Origin of the sequence: Bradyrhizobium sp. Ash2021, assembly GCF_031202265.1 — a bacterium.
Taxonomy (GTDB): domain Bacteria; phylum Pseudomonadota; class Alphaproteobacteria; order Rhizobiales; family Xanthobacteraceae; genus Bradyrhizobium.
Genome location: NZ_CP100604.1, coordinates 1319471 through 1342347 on the forward strand (window position 1 = coordinate 1319471; position 22877 = coordinate 1342347).

26 protein-coding genes and 4 pseudogenes are annotated in these 22877 nt (G+C 61.0%); 12 read left to right on the forward strand and 18 right to left on the reverse strand.

Translation table 11 applies throughout. From position 1 onward, the window contains the following. Positions 1-15 precede the first annotated feature (15 nt). The 3 genes and pseudogenes from NL528_RS06225 to NL528_RS06235 all read left to right on the forward strand — a co-directional run. Positions 16-165: pseudogene (locus NL528_RS06225) on the forward strand (IS30 family transposase); the annotation flags it as partial. A 4-nt stretch (positions 166-169) separates the two neighbouring features. Next, positions 170-337: pseudogene (locus NL528_RS06230) on the forward strand (IS3 family transposase); the annotation flags it as partial. Positions 338-395: 58 nt separating this feature from the next. Beyond that, complete coding sequence (locus NL528_RS06235; protein WP_309185368.1) at positions 396-1286, forward strand: hypothetical protein; 891 nt, start codon at positions 396-398, stop codon at positions 1284-1286. On the opposite strand, the gene NL528_RS06240 is transcribed toward NL528_RS06235, so the two are convergent. The 4 genes and pseudogenes from NL528_RS06240 to NL528_RS06255 form a co-directional block, all read right to left on the reverse strand. After that, positions 1210-1848, reverse strand: coding sequence for a DUF1109 domain-containing protein (locus tag NL528_RS06240; protein WP_309181817.1), 639 nt, complete (start codon positions 1846-1848; stop codon positions 1210-1212). The genes NL528_RS06235 and NL528_RS06240 overlap by 77 nt on opposite strands. Positions 1849-1850: 2 nt before the next feature. Further along, positions 1851-1964: pseudogene (locus NL528_RS06245) on the reverse strand (RNA polymerase subunit sigma); the annotation flags it as partial. Between the two features lie 30 nt (positions 1965-1994). Then, a complete protein-coding gene (locus tag NL528_RS06250) occupies positions 1995-3185 on the reverse strand; it encodes a 50S ribosomal protein L11 methyltransferase (protein ID WP_309181818.1) in 1191 nt (396 codons plus the stop codon). A gap of 973 nt (positions 3186-4158) precedes the next feature. After that, positions 4159-4851: a haloacid dehalogenase type II gene (locus NL528_RS06255; protein WP_309181819.1), complete on the reverse strand. Its 693-nt coding sequence runs from the start codon at positions 4849-4851 to the stop codon at positions 4159-4161. Between the two features lie 488 nt (positions 4852-5339). On the opposite strand from NL528_RS06255, the gene NL528_RS46950 reads away from it, so the two are divergent. Continuing rightward, a complete protein-coding gene (locus NL528_RS46950) occupies positions 5340-5579 on the forward strand; it encodes a hypothetical protein (RefSeq protein WP_375144041.1) in 240 nt (79 codons plus the stop codon). A gap of 99 nt (positions 5580-5678) precedes the next feature. Here NL528_RS46950 and NL528_RS06265 read toward each other — a convergent pair whose 3' ends face one another. Then, positions 5679-6533 (reverse strand): protein-disulfide reductase DsbD domain-containing protein, encoded by an 855-nt coding sequence (locus NL528_RS06265; RefSeq protein ID WP_309181821.1) that lies wholly within the window; start codon positions 6531-6533, stop codon positions 5679-5681. Positions 6534-6565: 32 nt separating this feature from the next. Further along, complete coding sequence (locus NL528_RS06270; RefSeq protein WP_309181822.1) at positions 6566-7261, reverse strand: DUF1223 domain-containing protein; 696 nt, start codon at positions 7259-7261, stop codon at positions 6566-6568. A gap of 495 nt (positions 7262-7756) precedes the next feature. On the opposite strand from NL528_RS06270, the gene NL528_RS06275 reads away from it, so the two are divergent. Further along, entirely contained in the window at positions 7757-8245 is a 489-nt protein-coding gene (locus NL528_RS06275; RefSeq protein ID WP_309181823.1) for a GGDEF domain-containing protein, read from the forward strand. Positions 8246-8768: 523 nt separating this feature from the next. Here NL528_RS06275 and NL528_RS06285 read toward each other — a convergent pair. The 3 genes and pseudogenes from NL528_RS06285 to NL528_RS06295 form a co-directional block, all read right to left on the reverse strand. Next, on the reverse strand, positions 8769-9299 hold the full coding sequence (locus tag NL528_RS06285; RefSeq protein WP_309181826.1) for a hypothetical protein: 531 nt from the start codon (positions 9297-9299) through the stop codon (positions 8769-8771). A gap of 244 nt (positions 9300-9543) precedes the next feature. Continuing rightward, a pseudogene (locus tag NL528_RS06290) lies at positions 9544-9666 on the reverse strand (type II toxin-antitoxin system RelE/ParE family toxin); the annotation flags it as partial. A gap of 47 nt (positions 9667-9713) precedes the next feature. After that, the gene (locus tag NL528_RS06295) at positions 9714-10091 is read right to left on the reverse strand and encodes a hypothetical protein (protein WP_309181828.1); all 378 of its coding nucleotides are present in this window, start codon (positions 10089-10091) and stop codon (positions 9714-9716) included. A 111-nt stretch (positions 10092-10202) separates the two neighbouring features. Here NL528_RS06295 and NL528_RS06300 point away from each other — a divergent pair, with 111 nt between their 5' ends. Together NL528_RS06300 and NL528_RS06305 are read left to right on the forward strand one after the other, a co-directional pair. Further along, positions 10203-10391 carry a hypothetical protein gene (locus tag NL528_RS06300; RefSeq protein WP_309181829.1) on the forward strand — a complete coding sequence of 63 codons (189 nt, stop codon included), beginning with the start codon at positions 10203-10205 and terminating at the stop codon, positions 10389-10391. Positions 10392-10536: 145 nt separating this feature from the next. Then, positions 10537-10659, forward strand: a complete 123-nt coding sequence (locus NL528_RS06305; RefSeq protein ID WP_309181830.1) for a hypothetical protein — start codon at positions 10537-10539, stop codon at positions 10657-10659. Between the two features lie 47 nt (positions 10660-10706). Here the strand turns inward: NL528_RS06305 and NL528_RS06310 are convergent, their stop codons facing one another. From NL528_RS06310 to NL528_RS06330, 5 genes are all read right to left on the reverse strand, one after another. Beyond that, positions 10707-10829 carry a hypothetical protein gene (locus tag NL528_RS06310; protein ID WP_309181831.1) on the reverse strand — a complete coding sequence of 41 codons (123 nt, stop codon included), beginning with the start codon at positions 10827-10829 and terminating at the stop codon, positions 10707-10709. 122 nt (positions 10830-10951) lie between these two features. Next, a complete protein-coding gene (locus NL528_RS06315; RefSeq protein WP_309181832.1) occupies positions 10952-11680 on the reverse strand; it encodes a hypothetical protein in 729 nt (242 codons plus the stop codon). Between the two features lie 187 nt (positions 11681-11867). Then, the gene (locus tag NL528_RS06320; protein WP_309181833.1) at positions 11868-12650 is read right to left on the reverse strand and encodes a transposase; all 783 of its coding nucleotides are present in this window, start codon (positions 12648-12650) and stop codon (positions 11868-11870) included. A 130-nt stretch (positions 12651-12780) separates the two neighbouring features. Further along, on the reverse strand, positions 12781-13206 hold the full coding sequence (locus tag NL528_RS06325) for a hypothetical protein (protein ID WP_309181834.1): 426 nt from the start codon (positions 13204-13206) through the stop codon (positions 12781-12783). A 175-nt stretch (positions 13207-13381) separates the two neighbouring features. Then, positions 13382-14182 carry a lytic murein transglycosylase gene (locus tag NL528_RS06330; RefSeq protein ID WP_309181835.1) on the reverse strand — a complete coding sequence of 267 codons (801 nt, stop codon included), beginning with the start codon at positions 14180-14182 and terminating at the stop codon, positions 13382-13384. A gap of 919 nt (positions 14183-15101) precedes the next feature. Between NL528_RS06330 and NL528_RS06335 the strand changes: the two genes are divergently transcribed. The 4 genes from NL528_RS06335 (at position 15102) to NL528_RS06350 (ending at position 18717) form a co-directional block, all read left to right on the forward strand. After that, complete coding sequence (locus NL528_RS06335; RefSeq protein WP_309181836.1) at positions 15102-16259, forward strand: hypothetical protein; 1158 nt, start codon at positions 15102-15104, stop codon at positions 16257-16259. Positions 16260-16427: 168 nt separating this feature from the next. Beyond that, a complete protein-coding gene (locus NL528_RS06340; RefSeq protein ID WP_309181837.1) occupies positions 16428-17693 on the forward strand; it encodes a serine hydrolase domain-containing protein in 1266 nt (421 codons plus the stop codon). A gap of 63 nt (positions 17694-17756) precedes the next feature. After that, positions 17757-18215, forward strand: coding sequence for a hypothetical protein (locus NL528_RS06345; protein WP_309181838.1), 459 nt, complete (start codon positions 17757-17759; stop codon positions 18213-18215). A 274-nt stretch (positions 18216-18489) separates the two neighbouring features. Beyond that, complete coding sequence (locus NL528_RS06350) at positions 18490-18717, forward strand: hypothetical protein (protein WP_074277691.1); 228 nt, start codon at positions 18490-18492, stop codon at positions 18715-18717. Positions 18718-18728: 11 nt separating this feature from the next. On the opposite strand, the gene NL528_RS06355 is transcribed toward NL528_RS06350, so the two are convergent. The 4 genes from NL528_RS06355 to NL528_RS06370 form a co-directional block, all read right to left on the reverse strand. Next, positions 18729-18989: a DUF1488 domain-containing protein gene (locus tag NL528_RS06355; protein ID WP_309181839.1), complete on the reverse strand. Its 261-nt coding sequence runs from the start codon at positions 18987-18989 to the stop codon at positions 18729-18731. 186 nt (positions 18990-19175) lie between these two features. Next, the gene (locus NL528_RS06360) at positions 19176-20492 is read right to left on the reverse strand and encodes a tetratricopeptide repeat protein (RefSeq protein ID WP_309181841.1); all 1317 of its coding nucleotides are present in this window, start codon (positions 20490-20492) and stop codon (positions 19176-19178) included. A gap of 27 nt (positions 20493-20519) precedes the next feature. After that, positions 20520-21533, reverse strand: coding sequence for an aldo/keto reductase (locus NL528_RS06365; RefSeq protein ID WP_309181842.1), 1014 nt, complete (start codon positions 21531-21533; stop codon positions 20520-20522). A gap of 157 nt (positions 21534-21690) precedes the next feature. Next, the gene (locus NL528_RS06370) at positions 21691-22116 is read right to left on the reverse strand and encodes a PaaI family thioesterase (protein ID WP_309181844.1); all 426 of its coding nucleotides are present in this window, start codon (positions 22114-22116) and stop codon (positions 21691-21693) included. A gap of 79 nt (positions 22117-22195) precedes the next feature. On the opposite strand from NL528_RS06370, the gene NL528_RS06375 reads away from it, so the two are divergent. Next, entirely contained in the window at positions 22196-22825 is a 630-nt protein-coding gene (locus NL528_RS06375; protein ID WP_309181846.1) for a CoA pyrophosphatase, read from the forward strand. Positions 22826-22877 lie beyond the last annotated feature (52 nt).

Below are 22877 nucleotides of genomic sequence, written 5' to 3' on the forward strand. Positions count from 1 at the left end.
CTTGCGGATGGCCATCTCAGCGCACACAATGCCGATGACCTTGAGGCCGTGGCCATTGCACTCAACACCAGGCCCCGAAAAACCCTCGGCTGGAAAACACCGGCGGAAACTCTCGACGAATTCCTCCGAGTGAGCCAAACAACGAGTGTTGCGACGACCGGTTGAATCCGCCCAATACGCCTCGGCGGAATACCGCAAGGTCGTGCAGTCCGCCGGCTTGAGGGCATCGATGAGCCGCAAGGCCGACTGCTATGACAATGCCCCGATGGAGAGCTTCTTTCACACGCTCAAAACCGAGCTCGTCTACCACACTCACTATGCAACGCGCGCAGAGGCCACACGTGATATCTCTGCATCCTTTGGAAGATCAGATGCTCGTAGAGCGATGGCTCCCGTTGGTGAAGGACGAAGATGCGCTCACCAAAGTCATTCACCCCTCTTGCCTGAAGCGCCAGCGCATGTCCCGCTTGAGAGAACTGCGCTCCCGGTCCAAGCAGGAGCTCAGCGAGCGCGATATTTGCTGGTGGCTCGAAGCGGCATGCGCTCCGACTGTTCCAGACGATATTGCATGCTTGGCGCTCGTCGCTGCCCTGAGCAAGTCGCGGGAGTGGTGGTCCTTCAGGGAGCGCGTTCGCAAAGCCGAGATCGTTCTCGCCGACGCCGGCAAACTCGTCTCGGCGCAAGACGCGGTCGTTGACGGCGCGACGACGAATATCGACAGCATCTATCAGGTCGAGCCCAAGCTCTTAGCTGATGCAGCCTCGCGCAAGGTTCTTGTGGATCTGCTCTCGATCAAGAGTCTCGACAACGAGGAATGGGAGCGCCGCATGCGACGGGTGGTCGGGACCGCGCTCGGCGAGCAGGGGGTGCGAGAGACGCTCGCTTGGAAGAGTGCGTGGAGACTCCTGAGCGTCGCGCCGCCGACGGTACTTGAGAAGATCTCCAATCTCTTTGATCAGATCAAGATACGGTGTCTGGACAACGGTTGGCGATACCGCCATCAAGTTCTGCTGCTTGGCCGCATAGTATCGGAAGATGAGCTCGACGTGGGCGCCAGCCTCCTCGTCGATCTCGAGGTGCACAAACCGAATGCTTCGATCCCTTCATCGCTCGATTCTCAGTGCCTGTCTCGATCCGGCGACGTGCACCTGCTTGCGGGAAGCGCCAGCAATCTGTGCTCCGATGCGAAGCCGCCCCGTTCAGCGTGCGTCAAAACCGCAATACCTTGTTCCCCGCCAGTGCCCCCAGCGAAGCAACGATGGCTCCGGCAAGCGAATACCAGGTAATGACGAAGAGCGGCGAGTCGTCGGTGCAGTTCGAAGCATAGAATGTCGCCGCTAACCCAGCGGAAAATAGTCCGGCTACGGCGCCCGTGCGCGCTGGGTGCGAGGTGGCTCCCTGGCGCAGCCCTGCCAATGTAGCCGTCAGGAGTGGCAGCGACATCAAGGGGATGGCAGCAAGGCAAATCCGCGAGTTGGTGCCGACCAGACGTGTCAATGCTGAAAGCCCCTGCGGCAACATCATTTCACCAACTATCCCGGCAGCCAAAAGCCCGATCGGTATCAGCAACGGCCACGCGCGGCATCCAAGCGTTGCTTCTGGCCGTGCCAGATGCAAGCCGAGGACAAGCGTCGAGATTGCCAGCGTCGTTGTGACGGCAAACTTCAGGCCGAAAAACGGATTGTGGATAGCTATCGCAATATCGGACCGAAAGCCCAGTACCAGAAAGAAAAGCAGGCTGGTAACCGGCACGGCAACAAGCAATGACTGTGTCAGAGAGAACCAGATCGGCGATGCATGACTGCCGTTGTCAACGGCCAAGGACCGAATAAGTTGTTCGGTGTCCATCTTCAAGACTCCCTGCACCTGGCGAAGAGACTGGCTAACCCGCGGTGCAACGCCACTCTGACAGCCCCCTCGGTCACCGACAATTTCGTGGCAGTATCCTGTATCGAAGCGCTTTTGCTACCTTCAAGGTTCATGGCCGACCTTAATTAGAGATTTGCCGGACTCACAATGATGCTGGCGCGATCGTGGCCGACTATCAATTCGAGCCATTCTCCCGCTGCAACCGAGATTGGTCGCGGAAACGTGTGCAAAATCTGAAGCCATCCACCGTCGAAATTGCCATCCGGATGATTGGAGAATTTCACGCCCTCGGCCAGATCCAGGCTGATCCACTGAATGACGCCAACGGCCTCGCCATCGGCGGTTATCTTGATCGCGATGTTGGAAAGCTCGGATCCGAACGTTGGAGCCGTCAAGTCGATACGGACGATCTCGAAATCGCGGGACAGTCTGCGCCAGGATGTCATCGTTCCGTGAACGGGGAGGCGGAGCGGGGCTAGAGCGGTGAATGGCGACAGGTCAAATCCCGATACGTCGGACACGAATGCATATCTGTGCAGGATGGCGCTTTCGACGAGACATCCGACTGCAGCCGCGGCCTGGGGGATAATGGTCGCATTTGGTCGGATTAGTCTCGAATGCGCGTCCTGAAACGTGTCCAGCACCCCCTCGGCGAGAAGGTCGCTCGAGACGATTTCCGAGATAAGGATATCGGCTCGTTCCTCGATATCCCGCCCAACGACAAGCTCATCGGACGATTTGCGAATGACCCTTATTTGATCCTGGAAGTTGTTTGCCGCGATAATCTGTTCGGCAGCTTCCGCAATAACTTGCACCCTCTCGCAGGTGTCAATGCTTGTGGCGCCCGCGCGGGCTGCCATCATCGACAGCAAGCCGCTGCCCGTTCCGATGTCAAGAATGCGAGCCCGCTGGCTTTCCTTCTCCAGAGCAACCCGAATCGCTCTCTCGAACGCATCATTTCGACCTGCATCGTTCAGCATCCGAGGGTGCCAGAACGGAACGATCATCGACAGCAACCGTCGGAGCTGATGTCGGGCGTGATGATTCCCGGGGTTGATGCCCACAACTCTTCGAAGAGCCACGACCGCGTCATGGCGTTTTCCCGATTCCGCGAGCGCTACTGCCAGATTCGTCAGGGCCAGCTCATTGTTGGAGGCGATTTGGCAGGCGGCTTCGAAACATAATGCCGCCTCCTCGGCCTTGCCGAGCCGATGAAGCAGGGCGCCTTTCTCGATCAAAGCGCCAGGATCGTGTGGATCGATCTGAAGTAATCCATTCAGCCGCTCAAGAACGTGAACTTCAGATTCGGCGTTCAACGCGATTTCCTCAAGCTCGCCTGTGCAGCCGATGCGCACCTCTGGTCATGGGTTGCGTTCTCGAATCCAAGCGAATTGGCTGGCAGGGGTCGAATTCGCGGCAAGCGGTGCCGGCTGGAGCAACACCGGCCTCCGCCGGCGCCAGATCGCCAATGCGGGCCGTCGGGTTAGGTTCGAAAGTGGTCGCGCGCATATAGCCATCGGTTCGGGGTACTTGCGGTCGTAATGAAGTACGCGCGAGCGGTGACTTGTGTTACCTATCGACGGGTTGAATCTGATTATTGCGTCGAGTGTCTCTCTCCGTTGCGATCCCTCGGTCGCGCGAAATTCGCAAATCGGTCTATTCTGCTTCAGAAACCGTGGCTCGACCCAAGTCGAGCCACGATCCCGCTGCGAAGGTCAAGAGGCCTTGAATTTGCCCTTGGCAGCAACGCAATCCGCCTTGGTGGTCTCGGCGAAGCCTTGACCTTTGCAGGCGTTCAAACCCTTGCAAGCGTGGTTGCCACCCTTGCACGCGCTCTGGCCTTTGCACGCGTTGGCGCCGATGCATTTTCCGTCAGCGGCATGCGCCGTCTGGGGAGTCATAGTCGCACCGGCAAGGAAGAGGGCCGCTGCAGCGGCGGCGATTGTCGCGCCAGACTTTGAAGCAAGTTTCATTGTAGTCCTCCAAAAGGTTGATCGTCCACGGCGGTATCGCCGCACGAACGATTGTTCTGTCGGACGAGCCCACCCGGAGATGAGCTACGTGTGGTACCGCGTATCTGTTACGTTGCCCGAAAAAGATTTCGGCGTTCGACTGAGGTTTGGGCGGCGCATTGCGGCGGCGATATCCCTTGTCGTTGATGATGCACGCGATTTGTGCCGGCCAACTCTTCCATTTCCGGGACTAGAGAGGGTGATTCGTCAGTACGACAGAAATCGGAGCAGGTCGCTCATGCCGCTGCCTTCGCCGTCAGGAAGGACACCGAGTTGTTCAGGGGGGCTGCTTTTGGCGATTGACCCAGAATGTTGGATGGCCGAACCGTTTTGCGCCAGCCGCATCCCAGCCAGCAAAGGCTGCGAACAGGATTTCTTCGCGCTTCAGGTTGAAGGCATCGATACCCATCTGGTAGGCCTTCGGGTGAGGCTTGTAGACGCCGACAGCGTCCGTGCTGAGCCTGTGCTCGAAGAAGTCCGTGAGGCCGGCGTTGCGAATGTTGGCGTCGAGCATCGCCGGCGTGAAATTGTTCAGGAAAGCGAGGCGGATGCCATTTTCTCGCAGCTTGGCGAGTGCGGGTGCGACATCGGGCCAGGCTTTCATGTGCAGATAGCCGTCGACCAGGGCTTTCCGCTTTTCATCGCTCATCTCCAGGCCAAGCGACTTGGTCGCGAAAACGAGCGCGTCGTCGATGACGCCGAGAAAGTCCCGATACTTCTGTGCCGTGGTGCGCAGCCAGGTGTATTCGAATTGCCGGATGCGCCGGACGTTGGACAATTCCGCCCCGCGGCCCGGAAAGAACTCTTCGGCCATCGCGAAGATGGGGCGCGGGTCAAAAATTGGAAAGCCATCGAAGGCGATCGCCTTGATGGCAGGCTTCGCGTCGGCCGCGGCAGCAGCCGAGGTGAGTATCCCGGAAGCCGCGATGCTGGAAGAAATTTCGAGGAATCTACGACGGTCGATGGGCATGGAGCTCTCTCTAGCAGGGGGTGGAAGGCCTCAGTCAGTTTGTCGCTGGCGTTGGCAGGGAGATCATCCCCGACAGCATCTCGGATACGCCAAGCAGGAAGTTCTCGCGGTAACGCGCCGCGATCAGTTGGACGCCGATTGGAAGGCCCCGTCGCGCCCACATGGAACGGCCATGGTCGGCATGCCTGTGATGCTCCAGAGGCTCTGGAGCATTTGGCTGCCGGTCAGATCGGAAAACGGCGGCGCTACACCGTCGGTGACAGGCGCAAGGATAATTGATCGGGGGTGAAGGAGGGCGGCGATGTGGTCGCGAAAGAAAGCCGCATTCTCGAGCGCTTCCCGCTAGGCGGCGGTATTCGTCTTGCGGCCATGAGCGATGATTTCCCGGAACCGCGGACTGACGAGCTCCGGGAATCGGTCGTGGTCGGGATCAGGAGATAAAATCAACCGCGAAGCCTGCACTGCTTCCGTGGTTTCTGGTCGCATTCATCCTCCTTGTGATCGGGAACAGCACGATTCCGCATCCAGCCGTTCTGAACGTTGCGGCAAGCAAGTTAACGGCGTTTGTCCTGACGGTGTCATTGGCGGCAATCGGCCTCGGAACGAAGTTTTCCGATATCCGATCCAGGGGAATGAGGCCAATCGTTCTGTGCGCGGCAGCTTCCGGCTTCATCGCGCTCTTGAGCCTTGCCTTGATACGGCTATCCCAATACTTCGGAGCCCTGTAGTGAGGCGAACCGACCACGCAATGTCCGTTCGAATCACGCACGGCCCCGATCGCGTCACATGGCGGCGGTCTCATCGATCCGGCGGCATATCCGCTTTTTTCACCGCTTGGATCGGGGCGTGTTGGCCGGAAACTCGAATTCCGCTGCACGTTCGCCGTCGGTCAATGTCAGCGTTAAAGGACGTTCGGCCTTAGGCTGTGCCGGGAGGCGAACGGTCAGGCGGGCGGCTTTGCCGCCGTCGCCAAGATCGACCTCTGGCGCCGCCGGAATCCCGCTGCCGACACCCTCGACGAAGAGGTCCGGCCGGACGAACGGTGTGTTTTCGCTGCGCAAATCGACGACGAGCCTGGGCCCGGACGTGTTACTCTCGATGTGCATGGCGACGACTTCAATCCCGGCGGCCCGCGTTGTTCCCGGAACATATCTGCGGGCCTGCTCGATGAGGGAGGCCTCGGCGGAAATCGTTCCGTTCCCGGCCGGCAGCGACAGCGAGAGTTCGGCCTGATAGGGCACGCATACATCCGAACATGCGGCATAGGCGATCATGGCCCGGATCTTCGTCGCCAGCCCGGTGTGCTTGAGGGATAGTTTGATCGGGAGCGCGACCTGCTTCTCGTACACGCTGTTCTGCAATTCTTCGATGACCAGGCGATGTGGCGCCGGCCATGCGACTTCGCCACCCGCGACGTTGTCCGAACCCGACCAGTCGATATCAGGCGCGACGCCTGCGTCTCCGGGAGTGCGCCAATAGCCGTGCCAGCCGTTGCCGAAGCGGAATTCCAGCGCGGCATCGAGTGCCGAAGCGGTGGCGAGGTTTTCGGTTGCCGTGATCAGGCGCACGGCCGCATGCCCGTCTCCCACCCAATCGGTGGCCGCGGCGCGCGCGTTGTCGAAAGTCCACGAGGCAAGCGCGGCGGACAGCGCGGCAACAAGGCAGAAGCGAGCAGGTGCCATGTCGTGCTCAGGTTGATGCATTTCGAATTGGCTCAGGTCGAGCCGTCGGCCAGCCGCGACGCCCCGATAACCTGGCCGTCCGGAGCTTCGAGCAGGACCGCGACGTCTTGTCCTTCAGGGAATTGTTCGCTGATCTTGAGAGGACTGCCTGACCATTGTCCGACCGGGCGGATCGATCTGACGATATTCGCCTCCGTCAATGTGCGTCCGCCGTTTTCACCGCGTCCGATCGGCGTCGTATGTTCACGGTCGAAGCCGATCAACAGGACCCTGCCGCTGCCGCTGCCGGAGCCAACCTCGATCGAAACATTCTTGCCGTTCCTGGTGACGCGAACCGCCGCCGCCGTGACGCTTTCCCGTTTGGCCCGTTCGATCGCGGACGCGACTGCGGATCGACGCGAGCCGACCATGCCGGCAGCGCCGTCGACGACTATCTCCGGCGTATAGGATCCATCTCCGAAGCGCCGGCCATATTGATTCTGGCGCTCGGTGGCCGATGGCAGCGAGAAAGGATCCTTCCATCCCAGTTGGTCCCAGTAGGTCACGTGAAAGGCGAGCGGCAGGACGTCGCGCTGTCCCCTCGACAGTTCGATCAGATAGGCATCCGCGGGCGGGCAGGACGAGCAACCCTGCGAGGTGAACAGTTCGACCACAACGGGTCGCTCCGCTGCTACCGCGGGAGACAGGAGGGCGACAAATCCGAGCGCAGCGAGCAGGCGTGACAACATGGCGATCCTCCGATGGGTTCGCTCCATATTCGCTATCGCCGACCGCATTGTTACGTGGGGCCTACGTGAGGGGGCAATTCGAAACCAGCAGTCGTTCGCGCAGTGGACAGCCAGATCGGTGCTTTTGCGGCCGATAGCGCTCGACGCCAGGTCGGCAACGCGGTCGCTGCCGGGGACTACACGAAATCTTGAAACCGAAGTCGTCGCGCTCGGAGATCCGCTTGCAGCATCGGCGGTGCAAGCCAATCCGCCGGGTCAGCGTCCCGAGGCGAGCCTCGTCTTCCCATCGCGCATGGCCCCTCTGCGCTTGCAAACGCCCCGTTCGAATTATAACGTTCGATCTAAATCTTGCGATGGGACACGTTCGCTGACGATGCCGCCGGCCCGGGTTACGCGAGGGTTTCGCTGCCGCTGCAGTTTTGCCGCGATATCGATGGGTGCTGCCGGATGATAGATCTTCACTATTAGCCAACGCCGAACGGCCACAAGATCACGATGTTTCTCGAAGAAACGGGGCTGGACTACAGGATATTCGAAAACATCAGCGCGAGGGCGGATCGCTATGGCCACACCTGTTGCGCCGTCATGTGCGACGTCGATTTTTTCAAGGCTTATAACGACAGCAAGGACCATCTCGCTGGCGATGAAGTGCTTGAGGCCGTATCGCGGGCACTCATGAACACGGCGCGGAGCGGCGACCAGGTCTATCGCTACGGGGGCGAAGAATTTTTGATCCTGTTGCCCGAACAGTCTCTTGACGACGGATTGGCGGCGGCCGAGCGCTACCGGCAGGCAATCGAGGAATTGGCAATCCCGCACGATTCCAATCCCACAGACCATGTCGTGACCATCAGTGCCGGGGTGGCGGTGCTATCGCACTCTGAGGGCAAATCGGTAGGAGCATGGCTGAATGAGGCGGACGCGGCGCTCTACCGCGCGAAGCAACTGGGGCGCAATCAGGTTACGCGGATCGACGCGGAATGAGGACGTCGTTTTCGGGGCTCTGCGCGCTCGTCCTGACTGCGCCCGACCGAAATTCCGGTAGAAATTACCATGTAACTTCAATGACATAAGAGTTCGTGGTTTTATTCTGAATGGCGCACCATTTGGCCTTGACCGAAATCAAGACGCGTTCTGCGCACACGTCGCGCGACGGCGTTTCCCCTCATCTCGCAGATTTATTCTGACGGTTTGAAACAAACGAAAATACAACCTATGATATTCAGCAAATCCCGGGGGATGCTGAATGAGCGCTTTTGACACGACAGCTTCGTTACTATCCGGTCTAATTCCGTCTCCCTCCGGCGAGGGCCGCCTTGTTGGATTAGTCCAATTGGTGCGTAACAGTCCTTATGGACAGCCATAAGCGCAGTACTCAGCTTGAACGGCTTGAGGTGGTCGAGACTGGTCGCCGGCGGCGCTGGTCGGATGACGAGAAGCTGCGGATCGTCACCGAGAGCTTTCAAGCGCCGCGCGCGATATCGTCGACGGCGACCCGCAAAGAGGCCTATCGGTGCAACGGCGCCGAGAGCTCATAATTGATGCAGTCCATTTTGATATCGTATGGACCTGCGTAGATACCGTCGCTGACCCATCGATAGACCTTCGTGTACGTGGTTGTCTGCTCGGAGCGCGGCTGGCGGCCGGCCGGACGTTGAACGTCCGAAATCGTCTTTGACGACTTCTCGGTCAGCGTCAGCTTCTCGTCGGGATGGTCATCGCGCGTAAACACCATGGTCGGAACCAGCCCCGAATTGTTGTCGGTCGCTCGAAAGCTCGAGCTCAGAAGCTCGTCGTACACAGCGGCAAACAGCGATCCCTTGACCCAGGCCTTCGGCAGCATGACGAGCGAGGCGCGGTTGAAGATGATGATCGGCGCGTCCCCGCTCGGGAGCACGCCTCTGCAACCGTAACGCCACTCGCTGGCGGCAGCCGTTGAGGCGGCTGCCATCACGGCAAGGGCGGTCAGGACGCACAGGATTTTGCGACCGGGCAGCAAATTCCTTGTCGCGACGGCGGCAAAAGTCGAATGACGCATTGGGCAGGCTCCAACGGATCAGTCCTTGGTCGCGCCGGGGCGGCTGAATGTTCATTCAAAGACGATTCGCTCCCGCCGCGGCGTCGGCCACCGTCATCCGTGCTGCCGGCCGAGCGCAATGCCTTCACGCCGCCTCGTAAGGCGCGATCTTCTTGATCTGCGGCGCGAGCGCGCCTTCGGCGGTTTCGAGATCGAAGCGCGCCTGAATGTTCATCCAGAACGCCGCGCCGGTCTTGAAGAATTTGATCTCCACGTCTTCGGGACCCGCATCGGTCCACCTGAACACGACCCGCCACGGATCATTGATGCGGATCGAGTGCTTGCCCGCCAAATCGCACTTGAGAGCTTCAAGGCGGTTTCCGGGAGGCGATACCGCAGGCGTTGGCGGATACGCGCGTCCGCCATGGAGGACCGCTATTTGATCGTCGCGTGCACAGTAATTATCGACGTGCCGGAAGTCGTCGGCCCCTGACCCGTTGCCTTGATGGCAAAAGTATCGCTTCCCTTATATCTAGCCTTCGCCTTGTATTCGTAAGTAGCTATGTTGAGTTTTTTCAACTTGCCGTGTAGCGGCTTTTGTAAAATGTCCGAACCACTGACCGTGCCGCGCATCTTGATCGGAAATTGGCAACTTCCCCCGGACATGACGCTAATGTCGCCGGTCGAATTCTCTCCCCAATCCGCCAGTTCTGCCAATGTTGGACAGTCAGAAGCGGCCAGCGCCAAAGACACGGACATGAAGCTTGTAGCTCCAACGATAAGCGCCAAAGTGGCTGCTTTTGACAAGCGCATGGTAGACGTCCTCGTTCTTGTACAAGACCTGCACTGACCAGGTTCCTCGGGTGAGGAGCGTATCATACCCCCTGAATTGGACGAGCGGGTGGCGCATGGAGCAGTTGACCGATGCGCAAGCGTTTCCCCTTGCGAAGAGGACGCGCATTGAAATGCTTCGTCATTGCTGTTTTCTGTTATTCCACGCTGTCATGGTTCGGACAGTTCGAGAGCGCGCTAGGATCGCAAGGGGGCGACGGACAGGCGATCAAAGGTCGCGGCCGCCATATGGGTAATGTCCAGCTTTGGCTGCATATTTGATGCCGACCCTGCGCCGTTAATACTCCATTAACCATGTCCGAGCACCATTGGTCCGTCCCTTCTGGAAACGTGTGTGCGAGCGAGAAGCCGTCGCCGCTTTGTCCCGGTGACGGCTTTTTGCCTTGCCGAGCCGTGGAGTAGAGCGATGTCTGAACTGGACAAGGTGCAGCCTGAGGCAAATTTGCTTTCCGCATTCACAGCGACGATTGCCGTCGCCTTGGCCTTGGGCTTGCCGATGGCGGTAGCGATTATCTGGGTTTGTTCCTGATTTCCCTGCCTGGCCGCAGGGCAAGGCACTTGTTTGACGGGTGGCAATCAAGAAAGACGTTGACGGAGAAATCCGCCGACAAACGACGCGTTGGCGGGTTCTTCGGACCGCACGTCATCCTTGAAGAATTGCGCAGCCGCATTCCTCGATACCTCGATGAGGTCGATCATGGCGGATCTATCCGGCCTGCAAGCGGGCACTTTCGAATTAAGGTGACAGTGCACTAAACATTCCGTCCGATTAAGTGCACTGTCACCGAAATTCCGCAAGATTCTACGAACATGCCGATCGGCTAGCTGAATAGCATTGCTATCAACTCTACAATTCGAGCCCCGGCGCCATCCATTAATTTCCCCAATCCTTGCTGCACACCTTTCTCCGTTGCGTTCTCGGCACCCCTCTTTAGAACCATCTGTGCTTTTTTCAGCAAACCTTTCTCGATGAGGGGTGAACGAAGAACATTGAGTGCCGTTTCCAAAATTGCGATCAGTTGTTGGCGCTCAATTTCAGTGAGGACTTGCTGATCGGCTGGCTCGTTCGCCCCCTTGGTCTGAACGATGATGCTGTCCAAGAGCGATGAAATCGCGCCGATCTTCATCTTTATTTCTGACGCTGTTCGGACAGCAACCCATTGTTCGCCAACAAATGTGTCGCCGCCGATCGGTCCCGATTTTGGCTTGGTCTTCGTTTCTCCATTCGGAGGCTGCATTACGTCTGGCTGCAAAAACGCCTGATCTTGACTCTTTAGATAGCTCCGCAGCCGATCTGCAACTTTCCTCGCGAGAGGCTTCCTAACGACTCCGCGCATCTTGACGAATTTGCTAAGCACAGACGGATTGATGCTCAGCTCATTCTCCATATACGCCGTATTGGTCCATCCCAGCAGCTCGAGGATTACTGCACTAAGTTCAGGAATTTGCTGAATTTGAATGGAGTCCGTGGGAGCACGATCAATCTCTCGTGTCGCCTCCTCGACCGTATCAATGAGGCGATGCACGTCTTCTATTGGATGCTCGTACATGCCACCCCCGATTCGTAATCGCTGGAGCATAGCGCACCGTGGTGCCCTTGCTGAATGTGCGTGCAAATATGGGCGGGACGCAAGAGTGCACTAAGAAAAATACAACAATATCAATGTGTTAGTTTAGTGTAGTAGAGCCCCGGGCACCATTTACTCTAGATCGATCCGTCGCGCAGCATCGCTCCGGTCAAGAACCGCTCGGTGTCTCACTCCACGGGCCAAGAACGCATGGTGGGCGATTCTGCTCTGCTGCGGCGAACCGATCGATCGGACCGGTTTCCAGAAGAATGACGGTGGCGAGCGTCTGGCCGATGCCCGGCACGCTGGTCAACAAGCCGTATTGCGGACGCGGCTTGACGCGTTCTTGCAGGCGCTTTTCAAGAAGCTCGATCTGTGACTGCAGTGTCGCGATAACCGCGACGTTGGCCTTGATTGCCAAGCCTACATCCGCCGCCAGGGACAGGTTGTCGACCGCATCGTCGGTCAGGCGCTTGATCTGATTGCTGGTCATTCGCCCGCCCAGCTGCTGGGCCATGATGTTCTCGACCGCGAGGACATGTGCCGTGCATGATTGCACCAGCTGCATGCGCTTGCGCGCCAGATCGCGCGTCGCCCGCTGCTCCCGCGGCAGGATCGTGCCCGTCGGCAAGATGCTCAGCCGCAGTAAATGGGCCAGGTGCTGCGCATCGGTCTCGTCGCCGCTGTGCTTCAGTCCTTCGTATTGCTTGATCGCAGCCGTATTGGCGAGATGCACGTGGAAGCCGGCGTCCTGCAAGCCGTCGACCAGCCAATACCAGTTGTAGGTCGACTCGACAACGATGCCGGCCAATTGCTCTTGCCAGCGAACCAGAAAGCCAATGATCTTCGTGACGTCGTTCGGCAAGCGCTTCTGTGCCTCAACCCGATCGGCATCGTCGATGATCGCGATAACGCTGTTGTTAGAATGCAGATCAATCCCGCTGTACATCATCCTCGCCTCCTCGTGGTCAAAAGTGATTCGATGATTACGAATTCACCTTAGCTCCACGGCCTTCTCGGTTGCGAAGGCCGGCTAGATGATCTTCAGTGCACTAAACATTCCCGTCCGATTAAGTGCACTGTCATCGTGATTCGGGCGCATTACTCCGCGAGCGTAGGAAGCCGCCTAGAGCCCCTAGCGCAGGGCTCAACGGCAGGAAGGCCAAGTGCAGCCATAAAGGGTAGGTCGAACTGCCGCTGACCACAGCATACACTCCGCCACCGACGCAGAGGATCGACGAGAGTGCGCCGTTCAGCACTTCGTCATGTTTCGCGATGCGTGCGGAAACGTAACCGCCCAGCACGGAGCAGAGCCCGCCCAGAATGCTGGACCAGACAGCGAGGAGAGTGCTTCCTTTCAGGATTTCCCCGGCAGGACCGGCGCCAATACCGGGAGGTAATCCCGCTCTGAACAGGATGTAGACCGCGACGGGCAACACGACGACGTTCGTGGATACGATGTCAGCGATGTTACCGATCGCAATACCCTTGAAAGATAATCGCTTCATCAAATACTCGCTGTTCAAATCACACAAGGCGGGCCGCATGCTTATATCGAGGCGCCGATTTTACGCCAGGGTGCCTTGTCGATTCTGGTTGTTGGGTTGCGTGGTGTTGCGGAGACTTTCGGCCAGTGGAGTGCCCGCCCGGCAAGGCAACTATCACCGCCTCACCGCCGACGCCTCACCCGCCCCCATCAATCTGCCGTCCCATAATCGCAATCGCCTTCTGATAAACCCCCGCCGCGTTCCAGGCTTCGATCGCCGCAAAGTTTGGTTCTCCCGGCTGGTAGCCGGCGCCGGCGCGCCAGCCGTGGGCTTTGAGGAAGTTGGCGGTCGAGTTCAGCGCGTTGGCGGCGACGTCGAGATTGCCGGTGCCGTAGGCCAGAATGTTCTTGGGCATGAACTGGGTCTGGCCGACTTCGCCATGCATGGAGCCGCGCGTGGCGGCTGACAGCGCGCCGCGGTCGACGAGTTTTAGTGCCGCGTAGAGCTGCTCGGTGAAGAATTCGGGGCGGCGGCAGTCATAGGCCAGGGTGGCGATCGACGACAGCATGTTCTGGTTGCCGCGCTGGCTGCCGAAGCCGGTCTCCATGCCCCAGATCGCGATCAGCGGCCCCGGCGGCACGCCGTAGCGCTGCTGGATCGACGCGAACAATGCCGCTTGCGAAGCTTTAAGGGAACGGCCGCGCGCGACGATGGTGGAGGCGCCGCGCTTGGCGAGGAACTGATCGAGCGAGAGACCAAAACTGTGCTGGCTGCGATCGGCGCCAATCGTTGCGCTCGCGTAATGCGTCTGCATCAGGGCGGCGACCGCGGTGGCGCCGATGCCCTTAGCCCCGGCCTCGCGGGCAAACTCCTGCTTCCAGGTCTCGAAGCCGCCCGGACCATTGCCGCATTGCGCGGCGTTTGCGTGCCGGGCGGCAGCCGCCAGCGCCGCCAACGCGATCACAGTAGCCGTCGCAAGCCTGCTGCCCCTGGTCATTTGACAACCTCTCCGGTTCGCACACGCGGTCTTCATTCGGATGACCACTATAGCATTTTCGCCGACGGCATTCTTCCCCTCTCCCCTTGTGGGAGAGGGTGGCGCCTCACGAAGTGAGGCGACGGGTGAGGGGTCTGTCTCCGCAAATTCAGTGTTCGCGGAGAGAACCCCTCATCCGGCTTCGCTCCGCGAAGCCACCTTCTCCCACAAGGGGAGAAGGGAAGTGCAGTCCATGGGATGGGTAGAGCGCAAGCGTGCTCACCATTCAGGATGACGCTGCCGATAGGTGGTGGGTCGCCTTTGCCAACCCTCCGAGTTGCCCGACGGGCAAATCACTCCGCAATTGCGCAAACCGTTTGTCCAGTCCCTCGCGCAAAAATATTTCGCTTCCGCCGTCGGGCAAATCAGTGGTTTCTCTCCGCGCGTCTCACCCGACAAGAGGGGCGGCTCGCGATCGTCACGAACGTGCGGTGGGATGCGGTGGACGCGGAAGTCACGACGACGAACGTGGCGGAAGCGGACGGCGAAGTCGTGTGGTTCTGGCGCCCGACGCTGGCGCCAAGTTCGCGAGAGCCAGGCTTCTCGCGGGCGATGGTGGCAAAAGAGCACGCCTCACCAGGGAGAGCACGAAGTAAGCCGTAAACCACTGCGCAGGGAAGGCCGGATGTTCTCCGCTGAACCTGTATGCTCGTGTGCGTGTTCTTGTGCACAGTGCACGCGAGACCGCGGGTGCAGCGCGCACCCGGCTTTCCCTGCGCCCTCTGTTTCGAAGAGGGTGAGCAATGACGCAAAACTCGGACGCAACGCGCCGCGAGAACGCGCCTTCTTGCACGCAAAAAGCCGCTTCGAACTTCGGCCAGATCGGCTATACTACCCGACATTGATGCAAATTATTATGCAATTGCGAGGAGAAGCGGCGATGATCACATCAAACGGGATCGGCCGATGCGTCAAGGCGCAGGCCGCGGCATTTGTAACAGCTCTCTCAATCGCTTTCGCATTCGCCGCATCTGCGGCGCCGGTCAGCGACATCCAGGGCTATCCGATCCTGGAGGCGCTCCAGGCCAAGGGCCAGGCGCTTGCGCCCGATACCACGGACTGGATGAAAAAATGGAAGGGCATGAATCTCGACGACAGCGCGAGCTATCAATTCAAGGAATTGTCCGGGTCGACATCGATCAACATGAAGATCGAGAAGATCGATAGCTCGGACCCGAAAGGCTACAAATCCCGCGGATCCTATATTCCGCACAACTCGGCGGCCAATCCCGATGTCGAGATCGGGGCCTCCCAGCTCGGCGCGCTCTTGGGTTTCGATTCCATCTATCGTCCGGCCGCGCCCTATGAGTTGGGTCCCGTCGGCAGCAAGGCGCTCAAGTCGCTGATCGACAACGCGCACATCAGCAACCGGCAGCGGCTCGAAAACAAGGCAAATATACTGAAGGCGATCCAGAGCGGCGCGCCGCTGAAAGGCTGCGTCAAGGCCAAGAAGGACGACACCAACGTCGCCCTCGACGAAATCGCCAATACCCACGCCGCGCCGAACGGCGCGCCGAACTCGTCTCATCCGATCATTCGATTGCTGCAGGCATCCTCACCGCAGCCGGTGCAGGGCAGGACCGTCACGCTCAAGAACGGCTATGTCGGCGACGAGCTCGAACTGGCGCGTGAATTTTCCGTGATCATGCTGATCGACGCGGTGACCCAGCAATGGGACCGCTACAGCGGCGGCAACGTCGTGATTCGGAAGGACGATCAGGGTCATGCGCATTTCTACGCGACCGATAATGGCGGCGCGGATATCGCCAGCAGCTGGAGCCCGCGTAACCTGAACTGGTTCAGCCGGTTCGACCGCTCCGCCGTGCAGAAGCTCGCCGATATCAAGAAATTCCTGGACGCGCCGGCCACCGGCTATCTCGGCTACACCGATCCCAAGGCCTTTGTGGTCGATCTCGGTTTCTATTCGCTGATGGGCGCCGATGTCTATGCGCAGCGGCTGACGCGGAATATCGGCTTTGTGCTGGACTACGTCAAAGCCACCGAAACCAAATTCGGCAACGCGGCTTATTTTCAGTGAACCGATGCCGGCGTGACGGTGGAATCGCTGCGCACGGACGCATAGCCGCTGCGACCGCGTACGGCTTGTTGCCCTGGCGGGCGTGTTTTAGCATGCCCGTGGCGGAGCCGAATTGGCATAACAACCGCGACAATCGCGGGTAAAAAAAATCCGCCCTGGGAGGAAATCATGAAGAAACTCATCTTGGCCGCGGCTGCGGTCGCCGGCATCGCTGCTCATGCGGCGCAGGCCGGGCCGTTGCCGGAGGCAAAGCCGGACGATGTCGGATTCTCGCAGGCAGGGCTGGCGCGGCTGGACGATTTTTTCGCGCGCGAGATCGCAGCCAAACGCGTGCCCGGCGCCGTGGTCGCCATCGCCCGCGACGGCAAGCTCGTCCATTACAAGGCCTATGGCCAGCTCGATGCGACCAAGGGCACGCCGATGCCGATCGATGCCGTGTTCGCGCTGGCGTCGATGACCAAGCCGATGGTGGCGGTCGCAGGTCTCACGCTGATGGAGCAAGGCCGCCTGCCGCTTCAGGCCAGGCTCGCGGACTACTATCCGGGCTTTGCCGACATGAAGGTGGGCGTTCCGCAGGCGGACGGTTCGTTGAAGATGGAAGCGCAGGCGTCGCCGATCGCGATTCACGACCTCTATCGCCACACCTCGGGCCTGATGTATGGCGGGCGGCCGGACTCTTCGAGCCCGCTGGCGCGGATGTACCCGGGTGGCACGGACCCCGCGATCGCGGGCGACACCCAGGCCTTCATCGATCGCATCACAAAGCTGCCGCTGGTGCACCAGCCCTCGACGGAATTCGAATATGGGTTTTCGATCGACGTGCTGGGCGCGGTGATCGAAAAAGTCAGTTCGCAGCGGCTCGGCGACTATCTGTCGAAAAATGTCTGGCAGCCGCTCGGCATGAAGGATGCCACGTTCCACCCTTCGGAGGCGCAGCGCGACCGTCTCGCTTATCCGTTTCCCAATGATCCCGTCACCGGCAAGCCGCAGAGCATCAAGCTTTTGGACACGCCGACCAAATTCGACTGCGGCGGCGCCTGCTCGTTCGCCACCGTCGGCGACTATGTCCGCTTCGGGCAAATGCTGCTCAACGGCGGCGAACTCGACGGTCAGCGCATCCTAAGTCCGAAGACCGTGCATCTCATGACCTCCAACCACCTTGGACCCGAGATCAAGAACAACGTCGCGACCGTCGAGCCGCATCGCGGCGGCTTTGGTTTCGGCCTCGGCGTCGCGGTGCGCACCAGCGAGGGCCTGTCCTCGGTCCCCGGCAACCCCGGCGAGTTCACCTGGAACGGCGCCTACGGCACGCAGTTCTTCGCCGACCCGAAGGAGCGCCTCGTCGTGGTGGTCGGAACGGCGGCGCCCGGCGAACTCCGAAAATATTACCGCGAGAACGTCCAGGACATCGTCTACGGCGCCATGGTGAAGTGAGGTGCGCGGTTCGCCAAAAGATCGGGTTCGACCTGAGGTCGAGCCCTTGCGATAATGCCAGCCATGCCGACCACGACCAGGCCACCTCTCGCGATGAGCGCGCCGACCTCGACGCTGACGCCCGACACCGGGCCCGGCGTCGCCTACGGCGCCGCCTTCGTGGCGGCGTCAGGCGCGCAAGGGGTGAGCGGGGCAGGCGTGTTGCGCCCGCTGATCGATGACCTGAATGCACAGACCGCGATGTCGCCGGCCGACAAGGCCACTGCCGCGCGGGTCGCCTGCAACGCGCAGAGCACCCCGGGCTGGGGCGCCGGCCCCGTGGTCGTCATGCCGAACGGCGATCTCATCGTCACGTCGCGGATGCACTCCCCGGAAGCGCCGGTGCTGGTCGTCAAGCCTGACGGCGCCGTCCTGCGCGGCACCGCCTGCATCGAGATGCTCGACGAGACGACGTGCCGGGTCTCGAACGTCAGGGAAGGCGCGTGGCCGTCCAGGGGGGTCTGGATCGGCCCCTCGGATTAGTGACTCTAAAACTCGGGTGCATCGCGCCGCGAGAACGTGGGTGTACGTCAACTCTTCGTCATTGCGAGCGCAGCGAAGCAATCCATCTCGCGGTTTGCGGAAATATGGATTGCTTCGTCGCTGACGCTCCTCGCAATGACGATGCCGCTGTTTGACAATTGAATCAGAAGCGATCCAACGTCACGGCTTCGTCATTAACCTCCAAGGCGAACGTCCACACGATGGTCGCATTAGAGTCACGTTGCCGCGCTATGTCCGCGTCAACGGAGTACGCATGACAAAGATTTCGCCCATCGACTTCAAGCCGGAACTCGTCGCCATGATGAAATCCGTGCTGGAACAGGCCTCGGCCCATATCGACACCGCGTCGGGCAAGCCCGCCACACCGGCGACCAAGGCGAAGATGGCGTCGCGGATTCTTGCGACCGCGGCCGAAGGCGTCACCGATGCCGGCACATTGCACTCGGTTGCGATCGAAGAAGGGCTATGCCCGGCGGATTGAGGCCGGCCGTTTCAAAAGTTGGACGGGCCCAGATCGTAAGATCCCCGGCTGCCGCGAACGTAAACCCTGGCCGCCGCGGCGCATATTTTGTCGCGGTTGGCGTCGAAGGCATGCAGGAAGCCTGATTCGTCGGGCGGGACCCCCGGCTGCATCCGCGTCAGCGCCGCTTCGTCGACGAAAAACGACGCCTCGATCGCGCTGTCATATCCCCAGAACCGCACGGCGTGCCGCGTCACGTCATAGGATCGGCTATGGTTTGGAAAATCGATCATTGTAATTCTCATCAGTAACCACGATGGCGACCCCAATACCCGCCGCCGCCGAGCAACAGCACGACGACACCGGTTATCGGGATCAAATCCATCGGAATTTTCCGCTGACGCCGACAATTGTTCGCCGCGCGCCAAAGTATTCAACGGCGCGCTCGGGCTATTGTTCCCGGGAGACGCCAAAATGGCTCAACCCACCGCCGCCGCCATCCAGCGCGCATCGCGCGGCGAGGGCCGGCGATGCAGGCGCTGGTCGAGCAGCGTGCGGGCGCGGGCCAGTTCGCCGCCGCGCATCAGGGCTACGACAAAGGTGTCCTCGATGATTTCGCGCTGCGCGTGGCTGCCGCCGATCCGCACGACATCGTCGAGCACCGGCGCCAAATGGCGGATGCAGCCCTGATAGTCCGCATCGGCAAAGGCGTGCATCGCCCGGCAGATGTTCGGCACCACAGGTCCGGCCGCCAGCTTGCCCTCGGACAAGCGCTGCTCGATCACGCCAAGGTGCTGTTCCAGCGCGGCGGAGTTGTGAGTTGCGGCGGCGAACAGCGCCATATGGACATCGGCGAACGGAATGCTCGGTTTCGGAAAGGCGCGCTGCGCAAAGGCGTTCGCCTCGGTCCAGAGCTCGCGCGGGACGTCGTGGCCGTAGGCCGAAAGCCGCCACAACAGCGATGCGCCGTCGGAGATGACGTTGATCGGTGGCGCCGAGGTGACCGAGGGTTTCAGGACATCCGTATAAATCGCGAGCGCCCGGGTCGCGTCGTCGGCTTCGAGCGCGCCCAGCGCCTGATGCCAGCTTATATGGCCGTGCAAAATGCCGGTACGGTCGTAGCCCGGGACCCACTCCGTCACCAGCGCATCGGCGTCGGCGAGCGAGCCGTCCTCGAACATCGCGTGGAGCAGGGAGTGCACCGCGTTGGCGTTGGCGCGGCGCAGGCCGAAGGCGCGCTCCGTCATGGCGCGGCCACGGGCGAGCTCGCCATTTTCGGTCAGCGACCAGCCGTGATAGGTGAGGAACCACCAGTCGTCGCCGTAATGATGGGCGTGGCGTTCGCACAGATCCACCCGCGCCTGGTCGTGACCGGCCATGCCGGAAAACGCGAACAGCCCGAACGCGCCGAGCGGCAGCGACATCACCAGCGCATCGCGCGGCGCGGTTTCGAGATGCGCCAGTGCCGCGGCCAGCGCCGCCGGGATCTGGCCTTCCACGGCCAGCGCCAGCGTCTCGACATGGCTCCGCTCCCGCTCAGTGCCGTTGCGGGCGACCAGCTCGCGCGCGAGCGCCGCCTTTTTCCGGGCCACGTCGCCCTGCTGATAGAAAGTATGGATGCGGGCACGGGCGATCTGCGCCAGCGCAAACTCCGGATCGGCCGCGACCGCGCGATCGAGCGCCTCCGCGGCACCGGTCCATGCCGACAGCAGCAGGTCGATGCCGTCGCGATAGGCTTGCGCGGCCTCGGAGGAGGTGGTCGACAGGGTCAGGCCGTAGCGATCCTGATGGGACATCGATGCCTCACGCGCGGTTTGTCTGTATCAGCTCGCCGTCTTCGCCCGCCGCCCCTCGATCGGATAGGCCGGATCGTTGAACCCCGGCGTCGACGGATGTCCGCTCGTCACCAGCCGGTCGATCAGCGCCTCGTCTTCCGCGGTGAAGCGATAGTCGAGCGCCTTCAGGTAATCGTCCCATTGCTGCTCGGTGCGGGGACCGGCGACGACCGCACTGACGAACGAGGAGTTCAGCACCCACGACACCGCGAACTGTCCGGCGGTGATGCCTCGGGCTTCCGCGTGGCGCCTGATCTCCTGCGCAAGCTGCAGCGATTCCGGCCGCCACTCGGTCTGCATCATGCGCTTGTCGTTGCGTCCCGCGCGGGTGTCCTTGTCGGGCGCGGTATCCGGGCGGTATTTGCCGGTCAGCACGCCGCGCGCCAGCGGGCTATAGGGCACGATGCCGAGGCCGTAATAGCCGCAGGCCGGAAAATGCTCGACTTCCGGCATCCGGTTCATCGCGTTGTAATAGGGTTGGCTGACGATCGGGCGGTCGATGCCGAGCCGGTCGCAGATGTTGCAGATCTCGGCGACGCGCCAGGCGCGGTAGTTCGAGACGCCGAAATAGCGCACCTTGCCCTGCCGGATCAGGTCGCCCATCGCGCGCACGGTCTCGGCCAGCGGCGTCGCATGGTCCTCCTTGTGCAGGTAATAGATGTCGATGTAGTCGGTGCCGAGCCGCTTCAGGCTTTCGTCCGCCGCCTGCAGCACCCAGCGCCGCGACAGCCCGCCGTGATTGGGATCGTCGCCGATCGGGTTGGCGAGCTTGGTCGCGAGCACCCAGTTCTGCCGGACGTTCGCAATCGCGCGGCCGACCACCTGCTCGGACTTGCCGCCATTATAGGCGTCGGCCGAGTCGATGAAGTTGATGCCGGCCTCGCGCGCTTTCGCCACGATCCGCGACGAGGTCGCCTCGTCGGTCGGCCCGCCGAACATCATGGTGCCGAGGCAGATCGGCGAGATCTTCAGGCCGCTGCGGCCGAGTTGGCGGTATTGCATGTGGTCCTCACTCTTTGGGTCGTCATTGCGAGCCAACGGGTCGCGCGAATGCGCGCCCGATGACAGGCTCCGCGAAGCAATCCATCGGGCGGCAAAGCAAGTCTGGATTGCTTCGTCGCTATCGCTCCTCGCAATGACGCGGGGGGACGGCGCTCCCTCACTCGTTCCTCAATATCTTAAACACGCCGGACGCCATTGCGATACAGCGCTTGTCGACGGTTACCTCGGTCGTGATGAAGATCAGGCTGCGGGTTGAGCGCACCACGTGCGGACGCGACACCAGCACCTCGCCGATCTTGCCGGCCTCGACGAAATGCGTATCCATCTGCACGGTCGCCAGCGTCGGCTTGCCCGAGACGTAGCGCGCGGTCATGCCGCAGGTGCGGTCGGCGAAGGTCATGAGCACACCGCCCTGCACCAGGCCGCGGCGGTTGTGGTGCTTGTCCTCGGTAACGAGCGCATATTCATGCTCGCCGTCCGCGACCCGCTGCCACAGCGGTCCGATCAGGTGCAGGAACCCGGATGTTTCGACGATCTTCCAGCCGTCGGATTTGAGTTTGTCCGCGGCCTTGCTCGTCGTCATGTGATGCGTTCCGTTCCCGGCAGGTGGTCATGCTTTCCGGGTCATTTCATCGGTCGCAGGACTGTTGTAGTCAAGCGCAATGGCCCGTTCATTTGATGATGCCACCCGGCGGAATATCGCAGAGCTCTGCGCGGCATTCCCCCGCACCCAGCCGGATCAAGCCGCGCCGGCGCTGAAGCGCGCCGCGGTCGCCATCGCGCTTACGGAAAGTGACGCCGGCGGCGATACGACGTTTCTGTTGACCCGGCGTGCGGCGAGCCTGCGTTCGCACAGCGCCCAATGGGCGCTGCCGGGCGGGCGCTGTGATCCCGGCGAGACGCAAGCCGAGGCGGCATTGCGCGAGCTGCACGAGGAGCTCGGCCTCGAGCTTGGGTCGCGTGACGTGCTCGGCCTGCTCGACGACTATCCGACCCGGTCCGGCTACCTCATCACGCCGGTCGTGGTGTGGGTGACGGGGAGGGCGACGATTTTACCCAATCCCGCGGAGGTCGCGTCCGTGCATCGGATCGCGCTGGAGGAGATCGAGCGGGAGGACGCGTTCAGCTTCACCACGATCCCCGAAAGCACCCGGCGCGTGATCCGCTTTCGCCTCGCCGGTCAACATATCCACGCGCCGACCGCGGCGCTGATCTATCAGTTCCGCGAAGTGCTGGCGGGTCGCGCTACCCGCGTTGCCGAGTTGGAACAGCCGGTGTTCGCGTGGAAGTAGATTCGACTGACGCAGACTCTCTCCTTTACCTCTCCCTCAGGAAGAGGTGTTT

Excerpts from the sequence above, each read along its gene's own strand:
- NL528_RS06315 (WP_309181832.1), bottom strand. The coding sequence starts at position 11,680 with ATGTACGAGCATCCAATAGAAGACGTGCATCGCCTCATTGATACGGTC.
- NL528_RS06265 (WP_309181821.1), bottom strand. The coding sequence starts at position 6,533 with ATGGCACCTGCTCGCTTCTGCCTTGTTGCCGCGCTGTCCGCCGCGCTT.
- NL528_RS06305 (WP_309181830.1), top strand. The coding sequence starts at position 10,537 with ATGTCTGAACTGGACAAGGTGCAGCCTGAGGCAAATTTGCTTTCCGCA.
- NL528_RS06345 (WP_309181838.1), top strand. The coding sequence starts at position 17,757 with ATGCCGACCACGACCAGGCCACCTCTCGCGATGAGCGCGCCGACCTCG.
- NL528_RS06340 (WP_309181837.1), top strand. The coding sequence starts at position 16,428 with ATGAAGAAACTCATCTTGGCCGCGGCTGCGGTCGCCGGCATCGCTGCT.
- NL528_RS06375 (WP_309181846.1), top strand. The coding sequence starts at position 22,196 with ATGGCCCGTTCATTTGATGATGCCACCCGGCGGAATATCGCAGAGCTC.
- NL528_RS06270 (WP_309181822.1), bottom strand. The coding sequence starts at position 7,261 with ATGTTGTCACGCCTGCTCGCTGCGCTCGGATTTGTCGCCCTCCTGTCT.
- NL528_RS06275 (WP_309181823.1), top strand. The coding sequence starts at position 7,757 with ATGTTTCTCGAAGAAACGGGGCTGGACTACAGGATATTCGAAAACATC.
- NL528_RS06365 (WP_309181842.1), bottom strand. The coding sequence starts at position 21,533 with ATGCAATACCGCCAACTCGGCCGCAGCGGCCTGAAGATCTCGCCGATC.
- NL528_RS06350 (WP_074277691.1), top strand. The coding sequence starts at position 18,490 with ATGACAAAGATTTCGCCCATCGACTTCAAGCCGGAACTCGTCGCCATG.
- NL528_RS06285 (WP_309181826.1), bottom strand. The coding sequence starts at position 9,299 with ATGCGTCATTCGACTTTTGCCGCCGTCGCGACAAGGAATTTGCTGCCC.
- NL528_RS06320 (WP_309181833.1), bottom strand. The coding sequence starts at position 12,650 with ATGATGTACAGCGGGATTGATCTGCATTCTAACAACAGCGTTATCGCG.
- NL528_RS06325 (WP_309181834.1), bottom strand. The coding sequence starts at position 13,206 with ATGAAGCGATTATCTTTCAAGGGTATTGCGATCGGTAACATCGCTGAC.
- NL528_RS06240 (WP_309181817.1), bottom strand. The coding sequence starts at position 1,848 with ATGGACACCGAACAACTTATTCGGTCCTTGGCCGTTGACAACGGCAGT.
- NL528_RS06300 (WP_309181829.1), top strand. The coding sequence starts at position 10,203 with ATGCGCAAGCGTTTCCCCTTGCGAAGAGGACGCGCATTGAAATGCTTC.
- NL528_RS06295 (WP_309181828.1), bottom strand. The coding sequence starts at position 10,091 with ATGCGCTTGTCAAAAGCAGCCACTTTGGCGCTTATCGTTGGAGCTACA.
- NL528_RS06255 (WP_309181819.1), bottom strand. The coding sequence starts at position 4,851 with ATGCCCATCGACCGTCGTAGATTCCTCGAAATTTCTTCCAGCATCGCG.
- NL528_RS06355 (WP_309181839.1), bottom strand. The coding sequence starts at position 18,989 with ATGATCGATTTTCCAAACCATAGCCGATCCTATGACGTGACGCGGCAC.
- NL528_RS06370 (WP_309181844.1), bottom strand. The coding sequence starts at position 22,116 with ATGACGACGAGCAAGGCCGCGGACAAACTCAAATCCGACGGCTGGAAG.
- NL528_RS06335 (WP_309181836.1), top strand. The coding sequence starts at position 15,102 with ATGATCACATCAAACGGGATCGGCCGATGCGTCAAGGCGCAGGCCGCG.
- NL528_RS06360 (WP_309181841.1), bottom strand. The coding sequence starts at position 20,492 with ATGTCCCATCAGGATCGCTACGGCCTGACCCTGTCGACCACCTCCTCC.
- NL528_RS06310 (WP_309181831.1), bottom strand. The coding sequence starts at position 10,829 with ATGATCGACCTCATCGAGGTATCGAGGAATGCGGCTGCGCAATTCTTC.
- NL528_RS06330 (WP_309181835.1), bottom strand. The coding sequence starts at position 14,182 with ATGACCAGGGGCAGCAGGCTTGCGACGGCTACTGTGATCGCGTTGGCG.